At 67.2% G+C, this 21199-nt stretch carries 20 protein-coding genes; 4 read left to right on the forward strand and 16 right to left on the reverse strand.

Annotated elements, in window-relative coordinates; all coding sequences use genetic code 11:
* The coding region (locus AC1EJR_RS25915; protein WP_441592170.1) for an IS3 family transposase at nt 1-116 on the forward strand (116 nt) is incomplete at its 5' end.
* Between the two features lie 86 nt (nt 117-202).
* On the opposite strand, the gene aceA is transcribed toward AC1EJR_RS25915, so the two are convergent.
* From aceA to AC1EJR_RS25995, 16 genes are all read right to left on the reverse strand, one after another.
* Complete coding sequence (aceA, locus tag AC1EJR_RS25920; protein WP_477147778.1) at nt 203-1498, reverse strand: isocitrate lyase; 1296 nt, start codon at nt 1496-1498, stop codon at nt 203-205.
* Nucleotides 1499-1797: 299 nt separating this feature from the next.
* On the reverse strand, nt 1798-2793 hold the full coding sequence (locus AC1EJR_RS25925; protein ID WP_477147779.1) for an alpha/beta fold hydrolase: 996 nt from the start codon (nt 2791-2793) through the stop codon (nt 1798-1800).
* 120 nt (nt 2794-2913) lie between these two features.
* Nucleotides 2914-3330 carry a gamma-glutamylcyclotransferase family protein gene (locus AC1EJR_RS25930; RefSeq protein ID WP_092289381.1) on the reverse strand — a complete coding sequence of 139 codons (417 nt, stop codon included), beginning with the start codon at nt 3328-3330 and terminating at the stop codon, nt 2914-2916.
* An 81-nt stretch (nt 3331-3411) separates the two neighbouring features.
* Complete coding sequence (locus AC1EJR_RS25935) at nt 3412-4227, reverse strand: LytR/AlgR family response regulator transcription factor (RefSeq protein ID WP_477113874.1); 816 nt, start codon at nt 4225-4227, stop codon at nt 3412-3414.
* 29 nt (nt 4228-4256) lie between these two features.
* Nucleotides 4257-5414, reverse strand: coding sequence for a sensor histidine kinase (locus tag AC1EJR_RS25940; protein WP_092289385.1), 1158 nt, complete (start codon nt 5412-5414; stop codon nt 4257-4259).
* Between the two features lie 325 nt (nt 5415-5739).
* Nucleotides 5740-6687, reverse strand: coding sequence for a CysB family HTH-type transcriptional regulator (locus tag AC1EJR_RS25945; protein ID WP_092289387.1), 948 nt, complete (start codon nt 6685-6687; stop codon nt 5740-5742).
* Between the two features lie 36 nt (nt 6688-6723).
* Nucleotides 6724-7806, reverse strand: a complete 1083-nt coding sequence (locus tag AC1EJR_RS25950; protein ID WP_092289389.1) for a sulfate/molybdate ABC transporter ATP-binding protein — start codon at nt 7804-7806, stop codon at nt 6724-6726.
* The gene (gene cysW, locus AC1EJR_RS25955) at nt 7803-8723 is read right to left on the reverse strand and encodes a sulfate ABC transporter permease subunit CysW (RefSeq protein WP_441593587.1); all 921 of its coding nucleotides are present in this window, start codon (nt 8721-8723) and stop codon (nt 7803-7805) included. Before cysW ends, AC1EJR_RS25950 begins: the two co-directional genes overlap by 4 nt.
* 1 nt (nt 8724) lies before the next feature.
* Nucleotides 8725-9657: a sulfate ABC transporter permease subunit CysT gene (gene cysT, locus AC1EJR_RS25960; protein WP_092289392.1), complete on the reverse strand. Its 933-nt coding sequence runs from the start codon at nt 9655-9657 to the stop codon at nt 8725-8727.
* 107 nt (nt 9658-9764) lie between these two features.
* The gene (locus tag AC1EJR_RS25965) at nt 9765-10454 is read right to left on the reverse strand and encodes an RBBP9/YdeN family alpha/beta hydrolase (RefSeq protein ID WP_092289394.1); all 690 of its coding nucleotides are present in this window, start codon (nt 10452-10454) and stop codon (nt 9765-9767) included.
* Nucleotides 10451-11305, reverse strand: coding sequence for an EAL domain-containing protein (locus AC1EJR_RS25970; protein ID WP_477113875.1), 855 nt, complete (start codon nt 11303-11305; stop codon nt 10451-10453). The genes AC1EJR_RS25965 and AC1EJR_RS25970 overlap by 4 nt, the downstream gene beginning before the upstream one ends.
* 161 nt (nt 11306-11466) lie before the next feature.
* The gene (locus AC1EJR_RS25975; RefSeq protein ID WP_477113884.1) at nt 11467-12381 is read right to left on the reverse strand and encodes an ATP-binding cassette domain-containing protein; all 915 of its coding nucleotides are present in this window, start codon (nt 12379-12381) and stop codon (nt 11467-11469) included.
* A gap of 31 nt (nt 12382-12412) precedes the next feature.
* Nucleotides 12413-13207 carry an aliphatic sulfonate ABC transporter permease SsuC gene (gene ssuC / locus AC1EJR_RS25980; RefSeq protein ID WP_092289399.1) on the reverse strand — a complete coding sequence of 265 codons (795 nt, stop codon included), beginning with the start codon at nt 13205-13207 and terminating at the stop codon, nt 12413-12415.
* A gap of 19 nt (nt 13208-13226) precedes the next feature.
* Nucleotides 13227-14390 (reverse strand): FMNH2-dependent alkanesulfonate monooxygenase, encoded by a 1164-nt coding sequence (gene ssuD / locus AC1EJR_RS25985; protein ID WP_477147780.1) that lies wholly within the window; start codon nt 14388-14390, stop codon nt 13227-13229.
* Between the two features lie 39 nt (nt 14391-14429).
* Nucleotides 14430-15470 carry a sulfonate ABC transporter substrate-binding protein gene (locus AC1EJR_RS25990; protein WP_477147781.1) on the reverse strand — a complete coding sequence of 347 codons (1041 nt, stop codon included), beginning with the start codon at nt 15468-15470 and terminating at the stop codon, nt 14430-14432.
* Nucleotides 15471-15742: 272 nt separating this feature from the next.
* Nucleotides 15743-16747, reverse strand: coding sequence for a sulfate ABC transporter substrate-binding protein (locus AC1EJR_RS25995; RefSeq protein WP_092289404.1), 1005 nt, complete (start codon nt 16745-16747; stop codon nt 15743-15745).
* 531 nt (nt 16748-17278) lie between these two features.
* Between AC1EJR_RS25995 and AC1EJR_RS26000 the strand changes: the two genes are divergently transcribed.
* The 3 genes from AC1EJR_RS26000 (at nt 17279) to AC1EJR_RS26010 (ending at nt 21188) form a co-directional block, all read left to right on the forward strand.
* The gene (locus tag AC1EJR_RS26000; RefSeq protein ID WP_477147782.1) at nt 17279-19054 is read left to right on the forward strand and encodes a YadA family autotransporter adhesin; all 1776 of its coding nucleotides are present in this window, start codon (nt 17279-17281) and stop codon (nt 19052-19054) included.
* 153 nt (nt 19055-19207) lie between these two features.
* Entirely contained in the window at nt 19208-20128 is a 921-nt protein-coding gene (locus AC1EJR_RS26005) for a LysR family transcriptional regulator (RefSeq protein WP_092289408.1), read from the forward strand.
* A gap of 82 nt (nt 20129-20210) precedes the next feature.
* The gene (locus AC1EJR_RS26010) at nt 20211-21188 is read left to right on the forward strand and encodes a Bug family tripartite tricarboxylate transporter substrate binding protein (protein WP_092289410.1); all 978 of its coding nucleotides are present in this window, start codon (nt 20211-20213) and stop codon (nt 21186-21188) included.
* The last annotated feature ends 11 nt before the right edge of the window (nt 21189-21199 follow it).

Raw genomic sequence — 21199 nt, forward strand, 5'->3', positions numbered from 1 at the left:
AGCAACTGCAGGATGGACTGCGCCAATACATTCACTACTACAATCATGACCGCATCAAGCTCAAACTAAAAGGGCTGAGTCCCGTGCAATACAGGACTCAGCCCTTTCCGGCCTAGCCATCAACCGTCCAACTTCTGGGGGTCAGTTCATCCCCTACCGGACGGCGCGGCGTTTTGTCGCCTTATCGACGACTAGCCAGGTATCAGGCCACCTTCTTGTCGAAGAACTGCTCGTCTTCGGTCGAGCCCTTCAGCGCGGTCGTCGACGACTGGCCGCCTTCGATGGCCTGCGTCACGGCGTCGAAGTAACCGGTGCCCACTTCGCGCTGGTGCTTGACGGCGGTGAAGCCCTTCTCGGCCGCGGCGAACTCGTTCTCCTGCAGTTCCACGAACGCGCTCATCTGGTTGCGGGCGTAGCCGTGGGCCAGGTTGAACATCGAGTAGTTCAGCGAGTGGAAGCCAGCCAGCGTGATGAACTGGAACTTGTAGCCCATCGCGCCCAGTTCCTTCTGGAACTTGGCGATCGTGGCGTCGTCGAGGTTCTTCTTCCAGTTGAACGACGGCGAGCAATTGTAGGCCAGCATCTTGCCCGGGAACTTGGCGTGGACGGCCTCGGCAAACTTTTTGGCGAACTCCAGGTCCGGCTTGCCGGTTTCGCACCACACCAGGTCAGCCACTTCGGCGTAGGCCAGTGCACGGGCGATGGACTGCTCGATGCCCGGCTTGGTGCGATAGAAGCCTTCCACGGTGCGCTCGCCGGTCAGGAACGGCTGGTCGCGCTCGTCCACGTCCGAGGTCAGCAGGTCGGCGGCTTCGGCGTCGGTCCGGGCGATCACCAGCGTCGGGGTGCCCGAGACGTCGGCAGCCAGGCGCGCGGMCGTCAGCTTGGCCACGGCTTCACGCGTCGGCACGAGCACCTTGCCACCCATGTGGCCGCACTTCTTCACCGAGGCGAGCTGGTCTTCGAAGTGAACGCCGGCGGCGCCCGCGTCGATCATCGACTTCATCAGTTCGAACGCATTCAGCACACCACCGAAACCGGCTTCGGCATCGGCCACGATCGGGGCGAAGAAGTCGGTGTCACCCTTGCCTTCGCTCCACTGGATCTGGTCGGCGCGCTGGAACGTGTTGTTGATGCGCTTGACCACCATCGGCACCGAGTTGGCCGGGTACAGCGACTGGTCCGGGTACATCTCGCCGGCCAGGTTGGCGTCGCCGGCCACTTGCCAGCCGGACAGGTAGATGGCCTTCAGGCCGGCCTTCACTTGTTGCATGGCCTGGTTGCCGGTCAGCGCGCCGAGCGTGTTGACGAACGGCTCGGTGTTCAGCAGGTGCCAGAGCTTGTCGGCGCCGCGGCGGGCCAGCGTGTGCTCGATCTGGACCGAGCCGCGCAGGCGCACCACGTCTTCGGCGGTGTAGTGACGTTGAATGCCCTTCCAGCGGGGGTTGGTGTCCCAGTCTTTTTGCAGGGCGTCGATTTGTTGTTGGCGGGAAGTCATGTTCACTCTCCTGATGACAGATGGGTAGTTGGCGAAAATTCGGGTACTTGGCTTCGGATCTTGTGACACCCTGCGTCGCCGTGATTTTGGCGTCTCAGGTCATGTGTCTTATATAAGAGTGTAGGGAAGCTTCCCGCGTCGCAACAGCGCTCATTCATCGTCAGGCAGAGATTTTTAATCCTTAATAATCAGTATGTTGAAAAACAATTTTCACGATGCGGCACGCAATCTTTCATGATGAGAAATGCCCGTTGTGCCGCGCACCCATGTATTTTTGCGCACCAAAACAGCTTTCCACATCATGAAATATTGGCAGCCGAGGACGACACTCGGGCTTTTGCGAGGTCCGGCGACGCCGGTGCGCCTTCCAGATGGTCGACAAATTCGCTGACCATCGTCGCCATGCGCCGGGGCTGGGCCAGCGGCAACCAGTGGTGGGCCTCCACCTGCCGGCGCCAGAGCTCCGCCACCCATTTGCCGAGGTTCTCGGTGAGTGCGGGACGCACGTAGCGGTCCAGCGTCGGCACGATGACCTGCACCGGCGCATGGGCCCGGCGCTCGCGCGGGGCGCGCAGCCGGGCGCGGAAGTTGGCGCGATAGAGCCGCAGGCCATGGATGCCATCGGCGGTCTGCGTGGGATTGGGCGGCGCGAACAGCCCCTCGGTATGGCGCAGCCAGTGTGTCCAGCCGCGCCCGAGCCAGAGGCGCCAGTGCCATTCGGGCAGCTTGGGAATATGGAAGAAGACGATGTACCACGAGGCCAGCGCCTGCCGCAGCGTGGCGCGCCGCTGCGCCCACGTGCGCCGCTCCGATGTGCGCAGCGCGCTGGCGGCATGGTCGAGGCACGGCCCCGAGCACGAGGTKAACGACGCGATGCGCCCGTAGAGGCGCGGGTCGGTCACGAATTCCCAGCCCTGGATCGATCCCCAGTCGTGGCCKACCAGATGCACGCGCCGATCTGGCGCCACGGCGTCGATGACCGCGATGAAATCATCGGCGAGCCGTTCCAGCCGGTAGTCATCCACGCGCGGCGGCACGTCCGAGGCCCCAGCGCCGCGCACGTCGTACGCAATCACATGGAAGCGGTCGGCCAGCGCCTCGGCCACGCCGTGCCAGACGTGGCTGTTGTCCGGGTAGCCGTGCACCAGCACCACCACTGGCTTGGCGGGATCGCCCCACGCCGTTGCCGCCAGCCGTACGGTGCCGGACTGGACGTGGAACTGGCAGGCCGGATAGGGATACGGCTGCGGCCCGTCTCGCTCTATATCTATATGCAGGGGATGGCTGGCAGGCATCGGCGGCAGGCTCCGGGGATGGCGCGATGACAGCCGGTGCTGTCATCGTCGATCCATGCTACGCCGAACGCCGCACCGCCGCGAGCCGCGCGACGGTGTTTGAAACGTGACAAGTCTGGATCAGGCCGCCACGCCGTCGCGGGCCTTGCGGTAGGCCACCCAGTCGCCGCTGTCGATACGGGCGAGCCCGGCCACGGCAGCATCGGCCACCGGATACAGCAGACATTCGATGGGCGCGCCGTTGCAGTCGACGATGCAGGATTCGCGCAAGAACAGCGTGGCCTGACCCGGGTAGACCTCCTCGATCTCGTCGAGCACGGGCAGCAGCGCGTCGGGGATGTCGTAGAGATCGCCGGTCACCGGCCCGGCCGCCGCGTCCGGCACAAGCCCCGGATAGGTGCCGAAGTCATACAGCCGGCCCGCCAGCACGCCCGTGCCGATCAGCGTCGGCGCGGCAATGCCATGGCGCGCAGCCGCGCGGTTCAGGTCGTTGACCTCGCCGGCACGCAGCGTACCGTAGACGAAAACGCGGGGCATCAGGACGTCTCCTCAGGAAAATAGCCACTCGGGAAGCGGCCATGGTAGAGGAAATATGGCGGATTGAGGCGGCCTGCCGCCTTACATCTGCTTGAACAGGTGCGCGTACTGCCGCGCCACCGGCAGCACTTCCTCGCGGTCGCGCAGCCGCAGCGAGAGCCGGCCCAGCGACTGGGTGATCGCGCTGGCCACGCAGTCGATATTGACCACCGTGCCGCGATGGATCTGCCAGAAGCGGTCCGGGTCCAGCTGCTGCGCCAGTTCGCGCAGGCTGGTGCGGATCAGCGCCTCGCCGCTGGTGGAGACCACGTTCACGTACTTGTCGGTGGCTTCGAGGTAGACCACTTCGTCCACGGGGATGATGCGGACCTCCTGCCCCACCAGCGCCTTGATAAAGCGCAAATACTGCCCGGCGGAACGCGTCGGGGTCTGGTTCTCGAGCGACTCCAGCCGGTGCAGCAGTTGCGCGAGCTTGTCTGCATCGACCATCGCGCCCACGTCGTGGGTCTCGTGGCTGCTGTCCCGGGCCTCCATGCGCGCCTTGAGCCGGCAGACGGTGGCCTCCAGCCGCTCGCGCTGCACCGGCTTCAGCACGTAGTCCACGGCGGCGCGCTCGAAGGCTTCCAGCGCGAACTGGTCGTAGGCGGTGACGAAGACCACCAGCGGCGGGTCGTCGAACTCGATCAGTTCGCGCGCCACGTCCATGCCGCTCATGCCGGGCATGCGGATGTCGAGGAAGGCCACGTCGGGCCGATGTTCGCGCGCGGCATCGAGCGCCGTCACGCCGTCATGGACCACGGCGACGATATTCGCCTCGGGCCAGAGCCCGGCCAGTTCGGACGCCAGCACGCGGGCCAGCAGCAGTTCGTCGTCAGCGATCAGCAGGGTCGGACTCATGGGGTCGGACTCGGGGAGGCAGAAAGGAATCAGGAACTGGAAACGGCAGGCGCGGCCATGGCCGGCGCGCTACCTTGCGCGGGAGCGCGCACGGGGGCGAGCGTGGGATCGGTCCGCCGTACCAGCGGCAGCGTCACCCGCACCACCACGCCGCGCGGGGTGTTTTCTTCCATCTGCATGCTGGCTGTGGCGCCGAAGATCCGCGCCAGGCGCTCGCGCACATGGGTCAGACCCATGCCCGAGCCCTTGCTGTGGCCCTGGCAGAAGCCCACGCCGGTATCGGCGATGATGACCTGCACGCTGCCGTCGCCGGCTTCCCGGGCAGACAGCGTGATCTTGCCGCCCCGCATGCAAGGCTCGATGCCGTGCGTCACCGCGTTCTCCACCAGCGGCTGGATCAGCATCGGCGGAATCTCGGCCTCGGCCAGCGCCGGCGGCAGGTCGATCTGGAAGTCGAGCCGCGCGCCAAAGCGCATGCCCTGGATATCGAGATAGCTGCGCAGCAGCTCGAACTCCTGCTTCAGCGTGCACTGCTCCGCCCGCGTGTGTTGCAGCGACATGCGCAGGAAGCCGATCAGCCGCTGCAGCAGTTGCCGCGCCGCGCGCGGATCGGTGGCGATCAGCCCGTCGAGGTTGGCCAGCGAGTTGAACAGGAAATGGGGTTCGATCTGCGCCTGCAGCGCCATCAGCTGGGCGCGCACGAGCTGCTTCTCGGATTCTTCGCGCTGGAGCGCGTCCAGCGCGGCCTGCCGTTCCAGGTAGGCCAGCTTCTCGCGCGACCAGTAGAAATAGATCATGCTCGCCGAGGCCAGCATGCCCACCACCAGGCACATGCGCAGCATGTCGCCGGTCTCGGCCTGCGACTTGACCGGCAGCCCCAGCAGCGCGCGCGTGGCCCAGCTACCGAGCACCACGCCCAGCGGCACGGCCACCACGGCCAGGCACATGAACGGCCAGCGGCGCGGGCGGTCGTTCCACCAGATCAGCACGCGCGGCACGTCGATAAAGACCCAGATCGACAGGCCAATCAGCTGGCTATAGAGGAAGTTGTGCGCGAAGGTGCCACCCGTCTGGAAGCCGTAGTTCAGGCTGACGGCGATCACCGTGTTCATGCAAAGCACGAACAGCAGGTCGCGGCCAAGGATATTCAGCCGCGATGGCAGCGCGGTGGAGAGGCAGCGCTTCATAGGCGGACGTCCGCCAGGATGACGCACCCGTCCCCGGCGACATGGATTTGCCGCATGGTCTTCCCTCCTCGTTGATTCACGGCAATGGCCGCGTGGCATTCTGATGATGCACTGCAGCATGCATCCGCCTGTTATCGCAATTTGCTTAAAAGGCGGTCTGCGTGAGGGCACTTTACGCCGGACGCGGCGAGGAAGGAAGCATCGTGCGACGAAACGGCGGCACACGGCGCGAAGTGTGCGCCGGGCCGACCGGGAGGCAGGATTTTGGGGAGATCTGTTGTTGGCGACACCCGCGAACGGCCGTTTGAAAGCCGTTCGCGCAGGATCAGGCGGCCAGCGCCGGACGGTTGACGCTCTCGGCCAGCGCCGTGGACACCGTGTCGCGCGACAGATGCGGCGCGAACATATTGATGAACGCGTGCGCGTAGCCGCGCAGGTAGGCGCCCCGCCGCACAGCCACGCTGGTCGTGTTCGGCTCGAACAGATGGTCGGCGGAGATCCGCACCAAGCCGGCGTCCTTGCGGGCGTCGTAGGCCATCGAGGCGATGATCCCCACGCCCAGGTCCAGCTCGGCATAGGTCTTGATCACGTCGGCATCCATTGCCGTCAGCACGATTTCCGGCTGGAGACCGGCATCGGCAAACGCCCCGTCGATCTTGCGGCGCCCGGTGAAACCGGCGTCGTAGGTGATGATCGGGAAATTGGCGATGTCCTCCAGCGTCGGCTCGGGCAGCCGCGTCAGCGGATGCTCGGGCGAGACCACCAGCACGTGCTGCCAGCTATAGGCCTCGAACGAGGTCAGCCCGGCCTCGTTGGCCACGGCCTCCGTGGCGATGCCGATGTCGGCCTGCCCGGTCAGCAGCAATTCGACGATATGGGACGGCGACGCCTCCTGCAGCGCCAGCGTCACATGGGGATATTCGCGGCGGAAGCTCTGCACCACCTTCGGCAGCGCATAGCGCGCCTGCGTGTGGGTCGTGGCCACGGTCAGGCGGCCGGTATGGCGGCCCGCGAACTCATCGCCGGCCTGGCGCAGGTTCTCGGCCTCGAGCAATAGCCGTTCGACGATGCGGACGATCTCGCGGCCCGGCTCGGTCAGCCCGGTCAGCCGCTTGCCGTAGCGTTCGAAGATCTCCACGCCGAGTTCTTCCTCGAGTTCGCGGATCTGGCGCGACACGCCCGGTTGTGACGTATAGAGCGCATTGGCCACTTCCGTCAGGTTGAACTGACGGCGCACCGCCTCGCGGATCGATCTCAGTTGCTGGAAGTTCATGGGGGCGCTCCTGGGTGCTCTGTTTATAGGGGGCGATCAGTTACGGGTGCCGGCCGTGAAGACGCGCAACTGGCGCGGACGCACCGCCAGCAACTCGCCTTCCCGGAAGCCCGCATGGCGGAAGCGTTCGAGCGGCAGCGCCACCTCGATCACGTCCTGGTTGTCCTCGCGTTCCAGTTCGAGCTGGGCCACCGGGCCCAGCGTCAGCGCGCGGCGCAGCGTGACGGCGATGCCATCGGTGCCCGGCGCGTAGCGCTCCACGTCCAGGTCATGCGGGCGGACGTAGGCCACCGCGTCGCCGGCGGTCTCGTGGCCGCTGCCCACCACGGGCAGCACCGAATCGCCCGTGTGCAGCAGCCCGCCGGTATCGCCCACCTCCAGCCGGCCATGGAACAGGTTCACATTGCCGAGAAAGCCGAACACGAACGGCGTGGCCGGATGGTTGTAGACCGCCTCGGGCGTGCCGAACTGCTCCACGCGGCCGTGGTTCATCAGCACCACCTGGTCGGCCACTTCCAGCGCCTCTTCCTGGTCGTGCGTGACGAAGACGCTGGTCACGTGCAGTTCATCGTGCAGGCGGCGCAGCCAGCGGCGCAGTTCCTTGCGCACCTTGGCATCCAGCGCGCCGAACGGCTCGTCGAGCAGCAGCACGCGCGGCTCCACGGCCAGCGCGCGGGCCAGCGCAATCCGCTGACGCTGCCCGCCCGAGAGTTGCGCCGGGTAGCGGTCGGCCAGCCAGTCGAGCTGCACCAGCTCCAGCAGCGACTTCACCTTCTCGCGGATCTTCGCCTCCGAAGGCCGCTCGGCGCGCGGCTTCACGCGCAGGCCGAAGGCCACGTTCTCGAACACGCTCATGTGCTTGAACAGCGCGTAATGCTGGAACACGAAGCCGACGTTGCGCTGGCGCACGTGCTGCGCCGAGGCGTCCTGCCCGCCCAGCACCACCTGGCCCGCATCGGCGCGCTCCAGCCCGGCGATGATGCGCAGCAGCGTGGTCTTGCCGCAGCCCGAGGGCCCCAGCAGCGCGGTCAGCTCGCCTTCGTCGAAATCGAGCGAGACGTTGTCCAGCGCGACGAAATCGCCGAAATGCTTCTGTACGTTCCTGACCTGAATGCTCATGATGGCTGCCCTTGCAGTGTCGGCGCGGGGCGGCTCGCGCCCTCGTCCTGATGTTCCTTGCTGGCGCGGAGTTCCACCAGCGTCTTGATGCCCAGCGTGACCAGCGCCAGCAGCGTCAGCAGCGACGCCACCGCGAACGCGGCCGCGAAGTTGTACTCGTTGTAAAGAATTTCCACGTGCAGCGGCATGGTGTTGGTCAGGCCGCGGATATGGCCCGAGACCACCGACACCGCGCCGAACTCGCCCATCGCCCGCGCATTGCACAGGATCACGCCATACAGCAGGCCCCAGCGGATGTTCGGCAGCGTGATATGGCGGAAGGTCTGCCAGCCGGAGGCGCCCAGCACGATGGCGGCCTCCTCTTCCTCGCTGCCCTGGGCCTGCATCAGCGGAATCAGCTCGCGCGCCACGAACGGGAAGGTGACGAAGATCGTCGCCAGCACGATGCCCGGCACCGCGAACATGATCTTGATATCGTGCGCCTCCAGCCACGGGCCGAACCAGCCCTGCGCGCCGAACATCAGCACGTAGATCAGGCCCGAGATAACCGGCGAGACCGAGAACGGCAGGTCGATCAGCGTGGTCAGCAGCTGCTTGCCCCGGAATTCGAACTTGGCGATGGCCCAGGCGGCGGCCACGCCGAACACCACGTTCAGCGGCACGGCGATGACGGCCACCAGCAGCGTGAGCTGGATCGCCGAAACGGCGTCCGGCTCCACGAGCGCGGCGAAGTAGGTATCGACGCCCTTCTTCAGCGCCTCGTAGAACACCGAAGCCAGCGGGATGAACAGGAACAGGCCGAGGAACAGCACCGCCACTGTGATCAGGGTGTAGCGCACCCACGGGGCTTCGCCGGTGGCGTCGTGGCGGTGCGGGGCGCCGGTGTTGGCGCCGAGTCGGGAAATTGCGCCGGCCATGTCAGTTCGCCTCCGGATTGCCGTCAGGCAGCGCAGCAGCGCGGCGGCCCGACTGGGAACGGCGCGTCCACGCCTGCAACAGGTTGATCAACAGCAGCAGCCCGAACGAGATCACCAGCATCACCACCGCCACGGCGGTGGCGCCAGCGTAGTCGTACTGCTCCAGCTTCGAATAAATCATCAGCGGGGCAATCTCGGACACCATCGGCATGTTGCCGGAGATGAACACCACCGAGCCGTACTCGCCCGTGGCCCGGGCGAACGACAGCGCGAAGCCGGTCAGCAGCGCCGGCAGGATGGCCGGCAGGATCACGCGCCAGAAGGTCTGGAGCCGGGAGGCGCCCAGGCTGGCAGCGGCTTCCTCAAGCTCACGCTCCACGTCTTCCAGCACCGGCTGCACCGTGCGCACGACGAACGGCAGGCCGATGAAGGTCAGCGCCACCACCACACCAAGTGGCGTAAACGCCACCTTGATGCCGAGGGGCTCCAGATACTTGCCGATCCAGCCATTGCCCGCGAACAGCGCCGTCAGCGCGATACCGGCCACGGCGGTGGGCAGTGCGAACGGCAGGTCCACCAGCGCGTCGATCAGGCGCTTGCCCGGAAAGCGGTAGCGCACCAGCACCCACGCCACCACCAGTCCGAACACGGTATTGATGATGGCCGCCACCAGCGAGGCGCCAAAGCTCAACTGATAGGACGCCACCACGCGCGGCGCGGTCACCGTGGTCCAGAACGCGTCCCACGTCATCGTGAACGTCTTCAGGAACGTGGCCGACAGCGGGATCAGGACGATCAGCGTCAGATAGAAGATGGTGAAACCCAGGGACAGGCCGAAGCCGGGCAGCACGGTAAACCGTTGCGTGCCGGAGCGGGCCGGCCGACGCGGCGCGTCGGTGGGCGCGGGGGCCGCCAGGGTGATCGATGGGGGCATGTCGTCTCGTCTTATGAAGCCGGCGCATAAGGCGCCGGTGTACGAGACAAATTTTGCAGATGCGCCCTTATAAACAGAACGAATCTTTACGAATTTCTTTAATCGTTTTAAATATAAGGGAAGGTCGGACTGACCTCGGCGGAGGCCTCCCAGGTGTCTGACCCGTCACCTGAAGCCGAAATTCGTCCATCGGACTCAATTCTTTGCAGCAAAGTGGCGAGTAAGGCCTGCCCTTCTGGCCACTCGTCCAACCCCGAATCGGCATTGATATGACCGAGATGACCGGCATCGACCAGCTCGCTGCCCCACAGCGTGCCCCAGCAGAAGGCGGTGCGCTGGTGCATCCATGGATCGTTGCGGCTGGCGACGAGAATCGTCGGAAACGGCAGCCGGGAGGTCGGTAGCAGCGAGGCCACGCCGAATTTGTCCGGGTCGGCCGGGGCCACCAGCAGCACGCCCGCCACGCCGGCCGGGTCCAGCACCGCCTGGCGCAGCGTGGCCAGGCACCCGAAACTGTGCGCGACGAGTACCGCCCCGCGCGGCGCCACGCGCTGGGCGCGCGAGATGCCTTCCGAGACCCGTTCCGCCCAGAGCGGCAGGCTGGGGCGCCCCCAATCATGCTGATCGATGCGCTGCCAATCCGGAAACTTCGCTTCCCAACGGCTCTGCCAGTGGGCCGGCCCGCTGCCGTGGAGCCCGGGCACGGTCAGGATCTGCAAGCCGCGCGGCACCGCCAGGCGCGGCGCGGCCTTGCTATCCGGCAACAACGCAGACAACGAAGCGATCGATGCAGTCATGCGGGCTCCCTTGGCGCGGCAGTCGATGAATGTTCCGTTGCATGCAAGTGACGTGCCGACACCGGCTCCCCGGCCACAGCCACGCCCTGCCCCAGCGCGATGCCCGCGTCCTGCAGCCGCGCCACGGCCACGTCGTCCTGCAGCCGGCGGCCGATCAGCGTCACGCCGGCGGTATCGGCGCTCGCACGGAGGCCGGATAGCTGGCGGTCGGTCCAGGTGCGGCGCATGTCGAGCTTGAGCCAGTCCGGCAGCGCGTGCGCCATCAGCGCACCGGCCTCGGCCGGGTCCGATGCCTGCAGGCTCACCTTGAAGCCGTTGCGCCGGTAGTTGCCCACCACGTGCAGCAGCAGCGGCAGGTCATCATTGGCGCTAGCCGGCACCTGGATCACGAAACGGTCGATCGGCAGCCCCAAGGACTCCAGCGCGCGCCGGAACGCCGCGCCGTGGTCGTCCGCCACGGCGGCCAGCAGCCGATTGTGAACATTCAAGACAAGCTGATGGGAACCATCGGCCGCGAAGTAGTTGATGGCGTGCACCAGCCGCGACAGGCGGTCCAGCGAGACCAGCGAGGCATCGTCCGCCGCCATCGCGAACAGCTTCCACGCCGCCAGCCCCACGCCGTCCTCGGCATAGGTGCGGATGGAGCCCTCATGGGCCACCACCTCGCGCGCCGCCAGCGTCACCAGCGGCTCGAACGCGCTGGTCAGCGAGCAGTTGAAGTACTGGCCCTGCACCTGCCCGCGCGCATCGCGCCACAGCTCGCGCCCCGGCACCGGCTCACGCGGCAGGGTGTCGAGATAGGTGGCCAGCGAGCTGGCCGACGAAGACAGGGCTTGCGTCGAAAGGGTCATGGCAACTCCGCCGGCAACGCCGGTGTGTGGATGGCCTGATGGATCATGATAGAAGGTCGTCCGATAAAGGGGAGACGAAGTTTGTGGCCGCAGCGGGATGGCATGCGCCTACCCTCTCCCCCGCCCCTCTCCCGGAGGGAGAGGGGAGAAAGAGAGGCATTTCAAATGCTGAATGTGGTCTCCCCTCGCCCGCTTGCGGGAGAGGGGTCGGGGGAGAAGGTGGGCGCGTCAAACACCACGTGCGTCGGCTCTGCCTTCCGCATCACGCGGTCGAGCACCGCCGCCTCCCGTTCCGCAAACGCCGCCGCGCCGCGTTGGCGGGGCCGGGGCAGGTCCACGCGCTGGTCCAGCGCGATGCGGCCGTCCTCGATCAGCACCACGCGGTCGGCCAGCGCAATCGCCTCGGACACATCGTGCGTAACCAGCAGTGCCGTGAAGCCGAGCCGGCGCCACAGCGATTCGATCAGCCCCTGCATCTCGATGCGCGTCAGCGCGTCCAGCGCGCCGAGCGGCTCATCGAGCAACAGCAGGCGCGGATGGTGGACCAGCGCCCGCGCCAGTGCCACGCGCTGCCGCTGGCCGCCGGAGAGCCGCGCGGGCCATTCGCCGGCACGCTCGGCCAGCCCCACCTGGGCCAGCACGTTGGCCGCGTCGTCGCGGCGCGTGCGCGGCAGGCCCAGCGCCACGTTGTCCAGCACGCGCTTCCACGGCAGCAGGCGCGCGTCCTGGAACATCACGCGGATGTCCTCGCGCACCGCCTTGCCTGCCTTGGCTTCGCTGGTGTCGATGGTGACGGCGCCGCCATCGGCCGCCTCCAGCCCCGCCACCAGCCGCAGCAGCGTGCTCTTGCCGCAGCCGCTACGTCCGACGATGGCCACGAACTCGCCCGGCTGCGCCTGCAGGTCGATGCCGTGCAGCACCTCCCGGCCGTTGTAGCGCTTGACCACCTGCTCCACGCGCAGGGACACCCCCCCTGAAGGTCGGGTATCGCGCGTCACCGGCCGCGTCGGGGCGCGGGCGGCCAGCCCTGCGTCGAGGTAGGCCAGCGCCGCTTGTTCCACCGGATGGGTATGCATCGTCGACTCCTTGTTCGTCGTCATGCCGCGTTCAGGCGGACTGGTAGCCCGGATGCCAGCGCAGCCAGAAGCGCTCCAGCGCGCGCGACAGCACGTCCGCCAGCTTGCCAAGCAGCGCGTAGAGCAGGATGCCCACCAGCACCACATCGGTCTGCAGGAACTCGCGCGCGTTCATCGTCATATAGCCGATACCTGACTGCGCAGAGATCGTCTCGGCAACGATCAGAATCACCCACATCAGGCCGAGCGAGAACCGCACGCCCACCAGGATGTTCGGCAGCGCGCCGGGCAGGATCACCTCGCGGTACAGCCGCCAGCCGGACAAGCCGTAGCTGCGCGCCATCTCCACCAGCCCCGGGTCCACCGCGCGAATGCCGTGGTAGGTATTCAGGTAGACCGGGAAGAACACACCCAGCGCCACCAGGAACAGCTTGGCGGTCTCGTCGATGCCAAACCAGAGGATCACCAGCGGAATCAGCGCCAGCGTGGGGATGTTGCGCACCATCTGGAGCGTGCTGTCGAGCAGCGTGGCGGCGGTGCGGAAGGTGCCGGTCAGCAGCCCGAGCACGAGGCCCAGCCCGCCACCCACCGCCAGCCCTACCACCGCGCGCCAGGTGCTGACCCAGACATGGCGCCACAGCTCACCGGAGGCGGCCAGCGACCACGCGGCCTCCACCACGGCCAGCGGCGCCGGCAGCACGCGGTTGGACAGCCACCCCAGTTGCGAGGACGCCTGCCACACGCCAATCAGCAGCACCGGCACGATCCACGGGGCGATGGCCTGCGCGTTGAGGGTCGGCACGGAAATGCGTTTCGATTGAGACATCTTGAGACCCTCCCCCGCGCTAGCTCTGCGACGCACGCGGCACGATGCCGGTGGCCATCACTTCGCCGAACGGCCCGGACAGCACCTGTCCCGGCAGCTTCTCCCGCACGGTGCGCGGCAGCAGCGGGAAAACCAGCTCGGCGAAGCGGTACGCTTCTTCGAGGTGCGGGTAGCCGGACAGCACGAAGGTGTCGATGCCCAGCGCCGCGTATTCCTCGATACGCGCCGCCACGGTCTGCGGATCGCCGACCAGCGCCGTGCCGGCACCGCCGCGCACCAGCCCCACGCCGGCCCACAGGTTAGGACTGATCTCAAGCGCCTCGCGGGTGCGCTTGGCCCCGCCCGCGTGGAGCGCGGCCATGCGGCGCTGCCCTTCCGAATCCATCTTGGCGAAGACGGCCTGCGCGCGCGCCACGGTCTCATCGTCGAGCCGGCTGATCAGGTCCTCGGCGGCGGCCCAGGCGGCATCGTCGGTCTCGCGCACGATCACATGCAGGMGGATGCCGAACTTGACCGTGCGGCCATGCTTCGCCGCGCGGGCGCGCACATCGGCCAGCTTCTTCGCCACGTCTGCCGGCGGCTCGCCCCAGGTCAGGTAGGTATCGACCTGCTCGCCCGCCAGTTCGTGCGCGGCCTCGGACGACCCGCCGAAGTACACCGGCGGATGCGGGCGCTGCACCGGCGGGTACAGCACCCGGGCGCCCTTCACGGTCAGATGCTTGCCGCTGAAGTCGATCTGCCCGCTGTCATGGCTGGCGGCCAGCACGTCGCGCCAGATGCGGATGAACTCCGCCGAGGCTTCGTAGCGCGCCGCATGGTCGAGGAACACACCATCGCCTTCCAGCTCCGCCACATCACCGCCGGTGACCAGATTCACGAGCAGCCGCCCGCCAGAGAGTCGGTCGAACGTGGCCGCCATGCGCGCGGCCAGCGTCGGCGTCATCAGGCCAGGCCGCACGGCCACCAGGAACTTGAGCTGGCGCGTCACGGCGGACAACGCCGACGCCGCCACCCACGGGTCTTCGCACGAGCGGCCGGTGGGAATCAGCACGCCTTCGTAACCGAGCGTATCGGCGGCGACGGCAATCTGCTTCAGATAGTCGAAGCTGACCTCGCGCGCGCCTTCGGACGTGCCCAGGTAGCGGCTGTCGCCATGGGTGGGGATGAACCAGAACAGTTGCATGTCGGGCCTCGTGATTTATCTAGATAGGGGGACCAGGGATCAGCGTTGTGCCTGCTGGGTCGACGCCTTGCCGGCCGGCGGCGTCCAGGCGGCATCGGCCACCTGGATCGGCTTGGGAATCAGCTTGAGCGTGTGGAAGGCATCGGCAATGCGCTGCTGCTCGGCCAGCACAGCGGGCGTGACCGGCTTCGCGCCATAGGAAAATCGGGAAACGGCGAGGTCTAGCACGGTGGCGTCGAGGCCGGTTTCCTTCACCAGCACCGCGCTGGCGTCCTTCGGATGCTTCTCGGCCCACTGGCCCAGTTGCGCGAGTTCGTCGAGGATGGTGCTCACCACGTCCGGCTTGGCCTGCGCGTAGGGGCGCGAGGCCAGGTAGAACTGGTGATTGCTGACCACGTTCTTGCCATCCGCGCTGCGTCCGTCGATCAGCACGCGCGCGCCCAGCTGCTTCTCGGCGGCGGCCAGGAACGGGTCMCAGATCACCCAGGCGTCCACGGCGCCGCGCTCGAAGGCAGCCCGGGCATCGGCGGGCGGCAGGTAGACCGGCTGGATCTCGCTGTAGGCCACGCCGGCCGCCTCCAACTGCTTCACCAGCAGGTAGTGCACGTTCGAACCCTTGTTCAGCGCCACGCGCTTGCCGCGCAGGTCCGCCACGGACTTCAGCGCGGAGCCCTTCGGCACCACGATGGCCTCGGCGGTGGGCGCGGGCGGCTCATTGCCGATGTAGGCCAGTTGCGCGCCGGCGGCCTGCGCAAAGATCGGCGGGGCCTCGCCCACCGTGCCGAAATCGACGGCGCCCACGTTGAGCCCCTCCAGCAGCTGCGGGCCAGCCGGGAACTCGGTCCACTTGACCGTAATGCCCTGCGGCGCAAGACGTTTCTCAAGCGTGCCGCGCGCCTTGAGCAGCGTCAGCGTGCCGTACTTCTGGTAGCCGATGCGCAGCAGCTTCGGGTTCACAGTCTGCGACTGGGCCTGTACCGGGGCGGCCAGCAGCCCGTAGGCCAGGCCGGTGGCGAGTACCAGCGCGCCCGTCAGCAGGCGGCGGCGTTTGAAAAGGGAGCGAGCGATGGGCGATGTCATGCGAGTTGTCCTAAATCTGTCTGAAAGTGGAATCGGATAGCAACCGGCGACAGCCCTCCCTGCCGGCTGTCGAACAGCGGCATCGGGCACGTGGTCTTCCGGGAATGCGGCGCGCGTCAGGCGCGGCGCGGGGGATTCAGGTCAGGCGGGACATCGCCGGCGGGCGATGCGGAACAGGCTGGCGGACATCGGGCGCTCCTTGTTGGGTCTTCCTGATGGGTCTTCCGGATGGGCCGGGGCGGCGCACGCGATGGCGCCACCCCGTGACGGATTTACTTCCGGCCCGGCTGGTAGACCTGGTCGAACGACCCGCCATCGGCGAAGTGCGTCTTCTGGGCCTTCTGCCAGCCGCCAAATACCTCGTCGATCGTGAACAGCTTCACCTTCGGGAAGTTGGCCGCGTACTTGGCCGCCACCTTCTCGGAAATCGGCCGGTAGTAGTTCTTGGCGGCGATTTCCTGGCCCTCGTCGGTGTAGAGGAACTGGAGGTAGGCTTCGGCCGCCTTGCGGGTGCCCTTCTTGTCCACCACCTTGTCCACCACCGCCACGGGCGGCTCGGCCAGGATCGAGACCGACGGGGCGACGATATCGAACTTGTCCGGACCCAGTTCCTTGATGGCCAGGATGGCCTCGTTCTCCCAGGCGATCAGCACGTCGCCCAGGCCGCGTTCCACGAAGGTGGTGGTGGCACCGCGCGCGCCGGAATCGAGCACCGGCACGTTCTTGAGCAGCGCCGAGACGAAATCGCGGGCCTTGGCGTCATTGCCGCCCGGCTGGCGCAGCGCATAGCCCCATGCGGCCAGGTAGTTCCAGCGCGCGCCGCCMGAGGTCTTCGGGTTCGGGGTGATCACCTGCACGCCCGGCTTGATCAGATCGCCCCAGTCCTTGATCTGCTTGGGATTGCCCTTGCGGACCAGGAACACGATGGTCGAGGTGTACGGCGAGGCGTTGTGGGGGAGGCGCTTCTGCCAGTCCGGCTTGATCCAGCCCTTTTCGGCGATGGCGTCGATGTCGTAGCCGAGCGCCAGCGTGACCACGTCGGCGTCCAGCCCGTCGATCACGGAGCGGGCCTGCTTGCCCGAACCGCCGTGCGACTGGCGAATCGTCACGGCATCGCCACCCTGCGCCTTCCAGGCCTTGGCGAAGGCCGCGTTCACATCCACGTACAGCTCGCGCGTGGGGTCATACGATACGTTCAGCAGATTGGTGGCCGAGGCGGTCTGGGCGGCGCCGAGCGCGGAAAGTACGGCGAGGCCGATGGCCAGCTTGCGAATCATCTTGTCTTGCTCCCGTCTAGTGTCGTGAATGGCGTGGAAACCGGCCCGGATGGCTTCCGGGCTTCTGTCAGGGTTAGAGACTACCGACGGGGTCTTCTGAACGGAACGAATGGTTTCGCCGATCCAAGCACGAAATCCGCATAAGAACGGGCAGGAATATGCACATATCCGCCCGAAAGGCGCCGGGGCGGCGCCCAAAAAAGAAAGCCCGCGAAGCCGGAGAAGCATCGCGGGCCAAGTTTCCATTTCCGGAAACGGGTAGACAAGTCATGAAGAGCGCCCCCGCATCTCCATGACGGATGCCATCGTAACGACCGAGCCCTCGAATCACCTTGACTCAGATCAAGCGTCGGCAAAGCCGACGGCGCTGCCCGACTTCGCCCGGTCGTCCGTACCGTCGTTTTCAAAGATTTGGCTATTCAGGACCAAGCCCCCAACCTCCATTATTGGTGACATGCGGGAAGCCTTGGACGCCTAGCAAAAGTCTGAAGACTGCTCAGCCTCATTTGACTACGGTAGGAAGCGAAGATTATGAAAACGTCACGGAAAAGCACCAAGAACATCAAGTCCACCACGGCATTGCTGGCGATCAGCGCGTCCATCCTGAGCGCCGAAGATTCACGGGCCGGCTCGCTGGATGGCGGCAGGGCGACCGGCTCCAATGGCGCAATTGCTATTGGCAACCAGGCCCATGCCTCCGGCACGAGCGCCGTTGCGCTCGGCAATGGCGCCACGGCCTCCCACCACTCCGCCACAGCGATTGGCGTAGACGCCAAGGCTACCGCCCTCATGAGCACAGCCCTGGGCCCCAAAGCCCATGCCGCCGGTGTCTTCTCCACCGCGCTTGGCTTGAACTCCATCGCCAGCGGCATGAACTCCGTCGCGCTCGGTGCCGGGTCCAMCGCTACGGATCTCAATACGGTAGCCGTCGGCAGTGCAACTACCCGTCGCACGATCACCCACATGGCGGCTGGCCGAGGGGATACCGACGCCGCCAACGTGGGCCAATTGCGCGGGATTGCGGCGGGTCTGGGCGGTGGCGCCTCGGTCAGCGCCGATGGCACCGTCTCCGCGCCGACCTATACCGTCGGCGGCACCACCGTCAACAGCGTGGGCAACGCCATTACCAGTCTCGATGGCCACATCGCCACGGTMGATGGCCGCGTCAGCACGGTCGATAACCGGGTCACCACCGTCGATGGGCGCGTCAGCACGGTCGATGGCCGGGTCACCACCGTCAATGACCGCGTCACCACGGTCGATAACCGGGTTGCCGCAGTCGATGGCCGCGTCAGCACGCTCGATGACCGGGTCACCGCAGTCGATGGCCGGGTCAGCACCGTCAATGACCGCGTCAGCACCGTCAATGACCGCGTMACCACGGTCGATAACCGGGTTGCCGCAGTCGATGGCCGCGTCACGACGGTCGATAACCGCGTGACCAACGTCGAAGGCTCGGTGGCCCAGGTCACCAACCGGATCAACCGGGGCGCAGTCGGGCTGGTCAGGCAGGACGGCGCGGCGGGCGACGTCAACGTGGCCGCCACCCAAGGCGGCACGGTGATGAACGTGGCCGGCACGGACGGCGCGCGCCTGCTCACCGGCGTGGCCGACGGTGTGATTGGCGCGGGCAGCACGGATGCCATCAACGGCAGCCAGATCCACAGCCTGGCGGAGCGGCTGGCGAAGACCGGAGGCGTTGGCGTGTACTTCCAGGCGGTGGGCCGGTACGGCGGCAGCGCCGAGGCCGCCAGCGTCCGGCCGGATAGCGGCGGCATGGCAGCCGGCAGCGCCGCCGAGGCCAGCGGCGACGGCGCCGTGGCCCTGGGCGCCGACGCCCGGGCCCTCGGCGACAACAGCGTGGCACTGGGCGCCGGCTCGGTTGCGGACCGTGCGGACACCGTCTCGGTGGGCGCCGCCGATGCCGAACGCCAGATCGCGAACGTGGCGGCCGGCACCGAGGACACCGACGCGGTCAACCTCGGCCAGATGCGCAACCACACGGGCCAGAGCAACAGCCAGACGTTGATCCAGGCCAATACCTACGCCAGCCGGCTGGTCGGCGCGGTGCGCCGCGACGCCCACGCCGGCACCGCGTCGGCCATGGCGATGGCAGGCCTGCCGCAGTCGGTCCGGCCGGGMAAAGGCATGGCGTCGATGGGTGCCTCCGGGTACAGCGGGGAATCCGCGATCGCGCTGGGCGTCTCCAAGATGTCGAGCAGCGGGAAGTGGGTCTATAAGGCCATCGTGTCCTCCAACACGCGCGGCAACTATGGCTCGACGGTCTCCGCCGGCTTCCACTGGTAAGCCACGACAGCGGGCGCCACGCCAGCAAAGCCCGTCTCCTCCCGGAGGCGGGCTTTTTTCATGCGCCCCGGCACGGGAAAACCGCAGTGGCCGGCGCCCCCGGATCGGCGGACAATCGATGGCTCCCCATCGCCAGTCCCCACGCCGCCCATCGTGACGTCCCCCCTGCCCTTGCGCAGCCCCCGGCTGCATTTCGATCTCACGACGGTCCAGCTTTTCATCGCCGTGGCCGAACTCGGCGGCATCACGCGCGGCGCGGAGCGCCTGCACCTGGCCCCGGCCGCGGCCTCGCGCCGCGTGCTCGAACTGGAGGCCCAACTGGGCGTGGCCCTGTTCGAACGCCTGCCTCACGGCATGGCGCTGACCGAAGCCGGCCGCGCGCTGCTGGCCCACGCGCGCGGCATCACCCACACCGTGCAGCGCATGCAGGACGACGCCGCCTCCTTTATCGGCGGCGACCTGGGCGTGGTGCGCATTGCCGCGCCGAAGTCCGCCGTGATCCAGTTCCTGCCGTTCGATATCCAGCGCTGCGCCTCGGCTTGCCCCGGCGTGCGCATCGACCTCCAGGAAATGAACAGCCTCGAGGTGCAGCAGTCCCTGCGGCGCGGCACCGTGGACATCGGCATCTACGAAGGCAGCCTGGGTATGATCGATCTGCCGACCGCACCCTACCGCCATGACCGGCTGGTGCTGGTGGTGGCGCGCGACCATGCGCTGGCCGGGCACGCCCAGGTGACCTCGGACGATGTGCTCGACTGCGACCTGATCGTGCTGGGCGAAGGCTCGGCCATCTCGCTCGGACTGGAACGGCTGGCCGAGGAAGCCGGCCGGGTGCTACGCATGCGCATGCGCGTGGGCGGCTTCGACAGCATCGCCGCGCTGGTGGCGCAGAACCTGGGCTGCGGCGTGATGCCGGAGGCCGTCGCGGCCGAGGTGGCGGGCGGCAGCCGCTTCGTGCGCCTGCCCATCGACGCCCCCTGGGCGGAGCGGCAGTTCGTGCTGTGCCATCGCCCGGCGGACGCGCTGTCCTCGGCGGCGCTGGGCGTGCTCAAGGTGCTTGCGCAAAACGCGTAACCAGAATCCCCCAAATAGCGATAGCCCGCGCCGGGCGCATTGCGGATGATGGCTCCATAACGATTAAGGATGGAGACAGGCAATGCAGCGCAGACAATTCCTACTTGGAGCCGTGGCCGGACTGGCCGTGCCGGGCCTGATGCCCAGCCTGGCGCGGGCGGCCGATGTGGCCGGCCCGGTGCGCATCGTCGTGGGCTTCGCCCCGGGCGGCGGTACCGACGTGCTGGCGCGGGTCATCGGCCAGAAGCTGGGGATGATGTGGAACACCACCGTGCTGGTGGAGAACAAACCCGGCGCCACCGGGGCCATTGCCGCTGCATATGTGGCGAAACAGCCACCTGACGGCACCACGTTGCTGATGGCGCACGTCAACAGCCATGCCATCGCCCCGGCGCTGCTCGACGTCAAGTACGACCCGCGCGCCGACTTCACGCCGATTTCTATGGTCGGCGTCACCCCCAACATGCTGACCTGCCGGCCCGAGCAGAAGGTGCGCACGGTGAAGGATATCGTCGCGCTGTGCCGGCAGAAGCCGGGCCAGATCTCGTTCGGCTCGTCCGGCATCGGTTCGGCCCAGCATCTGGCGCTGGAAATGTTCCGGCTGCAGGCCAAGCTCGATGTGGTGCATGTGCCCTACAAAGGCTCCGGCCCGCTCGTGGCGGACCTGATCGGCGGCCAGATCGACTACGCGTTCGACACCATGACCGCCGCCACGCCCTTCATCCAGCAGGGCAAGGTCATCGCCATCGCCCAGACCCGGCTCAAGCGCGCGGCCAGCCATCCCAATGTGCCGACGCTGGCCGAGTCCGGCTTTCCCGGGCTGGACGCGGCGTCTTGGTACGGCCTGGTCGGGCCGAAGGGGATGTCCCCGGCGCTGGTGCAGCGCATGAACGACGACGTCAACCGCGTGCTGCTCATGCCCGACGTGGCCGAGCGGCTCAAGAGCTTCGGCGCCGAAGATTCCGGCGGCTCGAGCCAGCAGTTCGGCGCCTTTATCGCGTCCGAGTCCACCAAGTGGGCCAAGGTCGTGAAGGACGCCGGCGTGAAAGCCGAAAGCTGATGGCTGCGAGA

The sequence above is a fragment of the Cupriavidus sp. 05T42 genome (assembly GCF_056396345.1).

Bases quoted from the DNA above. Each gene is read 5' to 3' on its own strand.
- AC1EJR_RS25930 (WP_092289381.1), bottom strand. From the start codon at position 3,330: ATGCCCCGCGTTTTCGTCTACGGTACGCTGCGTGCCGGCGAGGTCAAC.
- AC1EJR_RS25935 (WP_477113874.1), bottom strand. From the start codon at position 4,227: ATGAGTCCGACCCTGCTGATCGCTGACGACGAACTGCTGCTGGCCCGC.
- AC1EJR_RS25940 (WP_092289385.1), bottom strand. From the start codon at position 5,414: ATGAAGCGCTGCCTCTCCACCGCGCTGCCATCGCGGCTGAATATCCTT.
- AC1EJR_RS25945 (WP_092289387.1), bottom strand. From the start codon at position 6,687: ATGAACTTCCAGCAACTGAGATCGATCCGCGAGGCGGTGCGCCGTCAG.
- AC1EJR_RS25950 (WP_092289389.1), bottom strand. From the start codon at position 7,806: ATGAGCATTCAGGTCAGGAACGTACAGAAGCATTTCGGCGATTTCGTC.
- cysW (WP_441593587.1), bottom strand. From the start codon at position 8,723: ATGGCCGGCGCAATTTCCCGACTCGGCGCCAACACCGGCGCCCCGCAC.
- cysT (WP_092289392.1), bottom strand. From the start codon at position 9,657: ATGCCCCCATCGATCACCCTGGCGGCCCCCGCGCCCACCGACGCGCCG.
- AC1EJR_RS25965 (WP_092289394.1), bottom strand. From the start codon at position 10,454: ATGACTGCATCGATCGCTTCGTTGTCTGCGTTGTTGCCGGATAGCAAG.
- AC1EJR_RS25970 (WP_477113875.1), bottom strand. From the start codon at position 11,305: ATGACCCTTTCGACGCAAGCCCTGTCTTCGTCGGCCAGCTCGCTGGCC.
- AC1EJR_RS25975 (WP_477113884.1), bottom strand. From the start codon at position 12,381: ATGCATACCCATCCGGTGGAACAAGCGGCGCTGGCCTACCTCGACGCA.
- ssuC (WP_092289399.1), bottom strand. From the start codon at position 13,207: ATGTCTCAATCGAAACGCATTTCCGTGCCGACCCTCAACGCGCAGGCC.
- AC1EJR_RS26010 (WP_092289410.1), top strand. From the start codon at position 20,211: ATGCAGCGCAGACAATTCCTACTTGGAGCCGTGGCCGGACTGGCCGTG.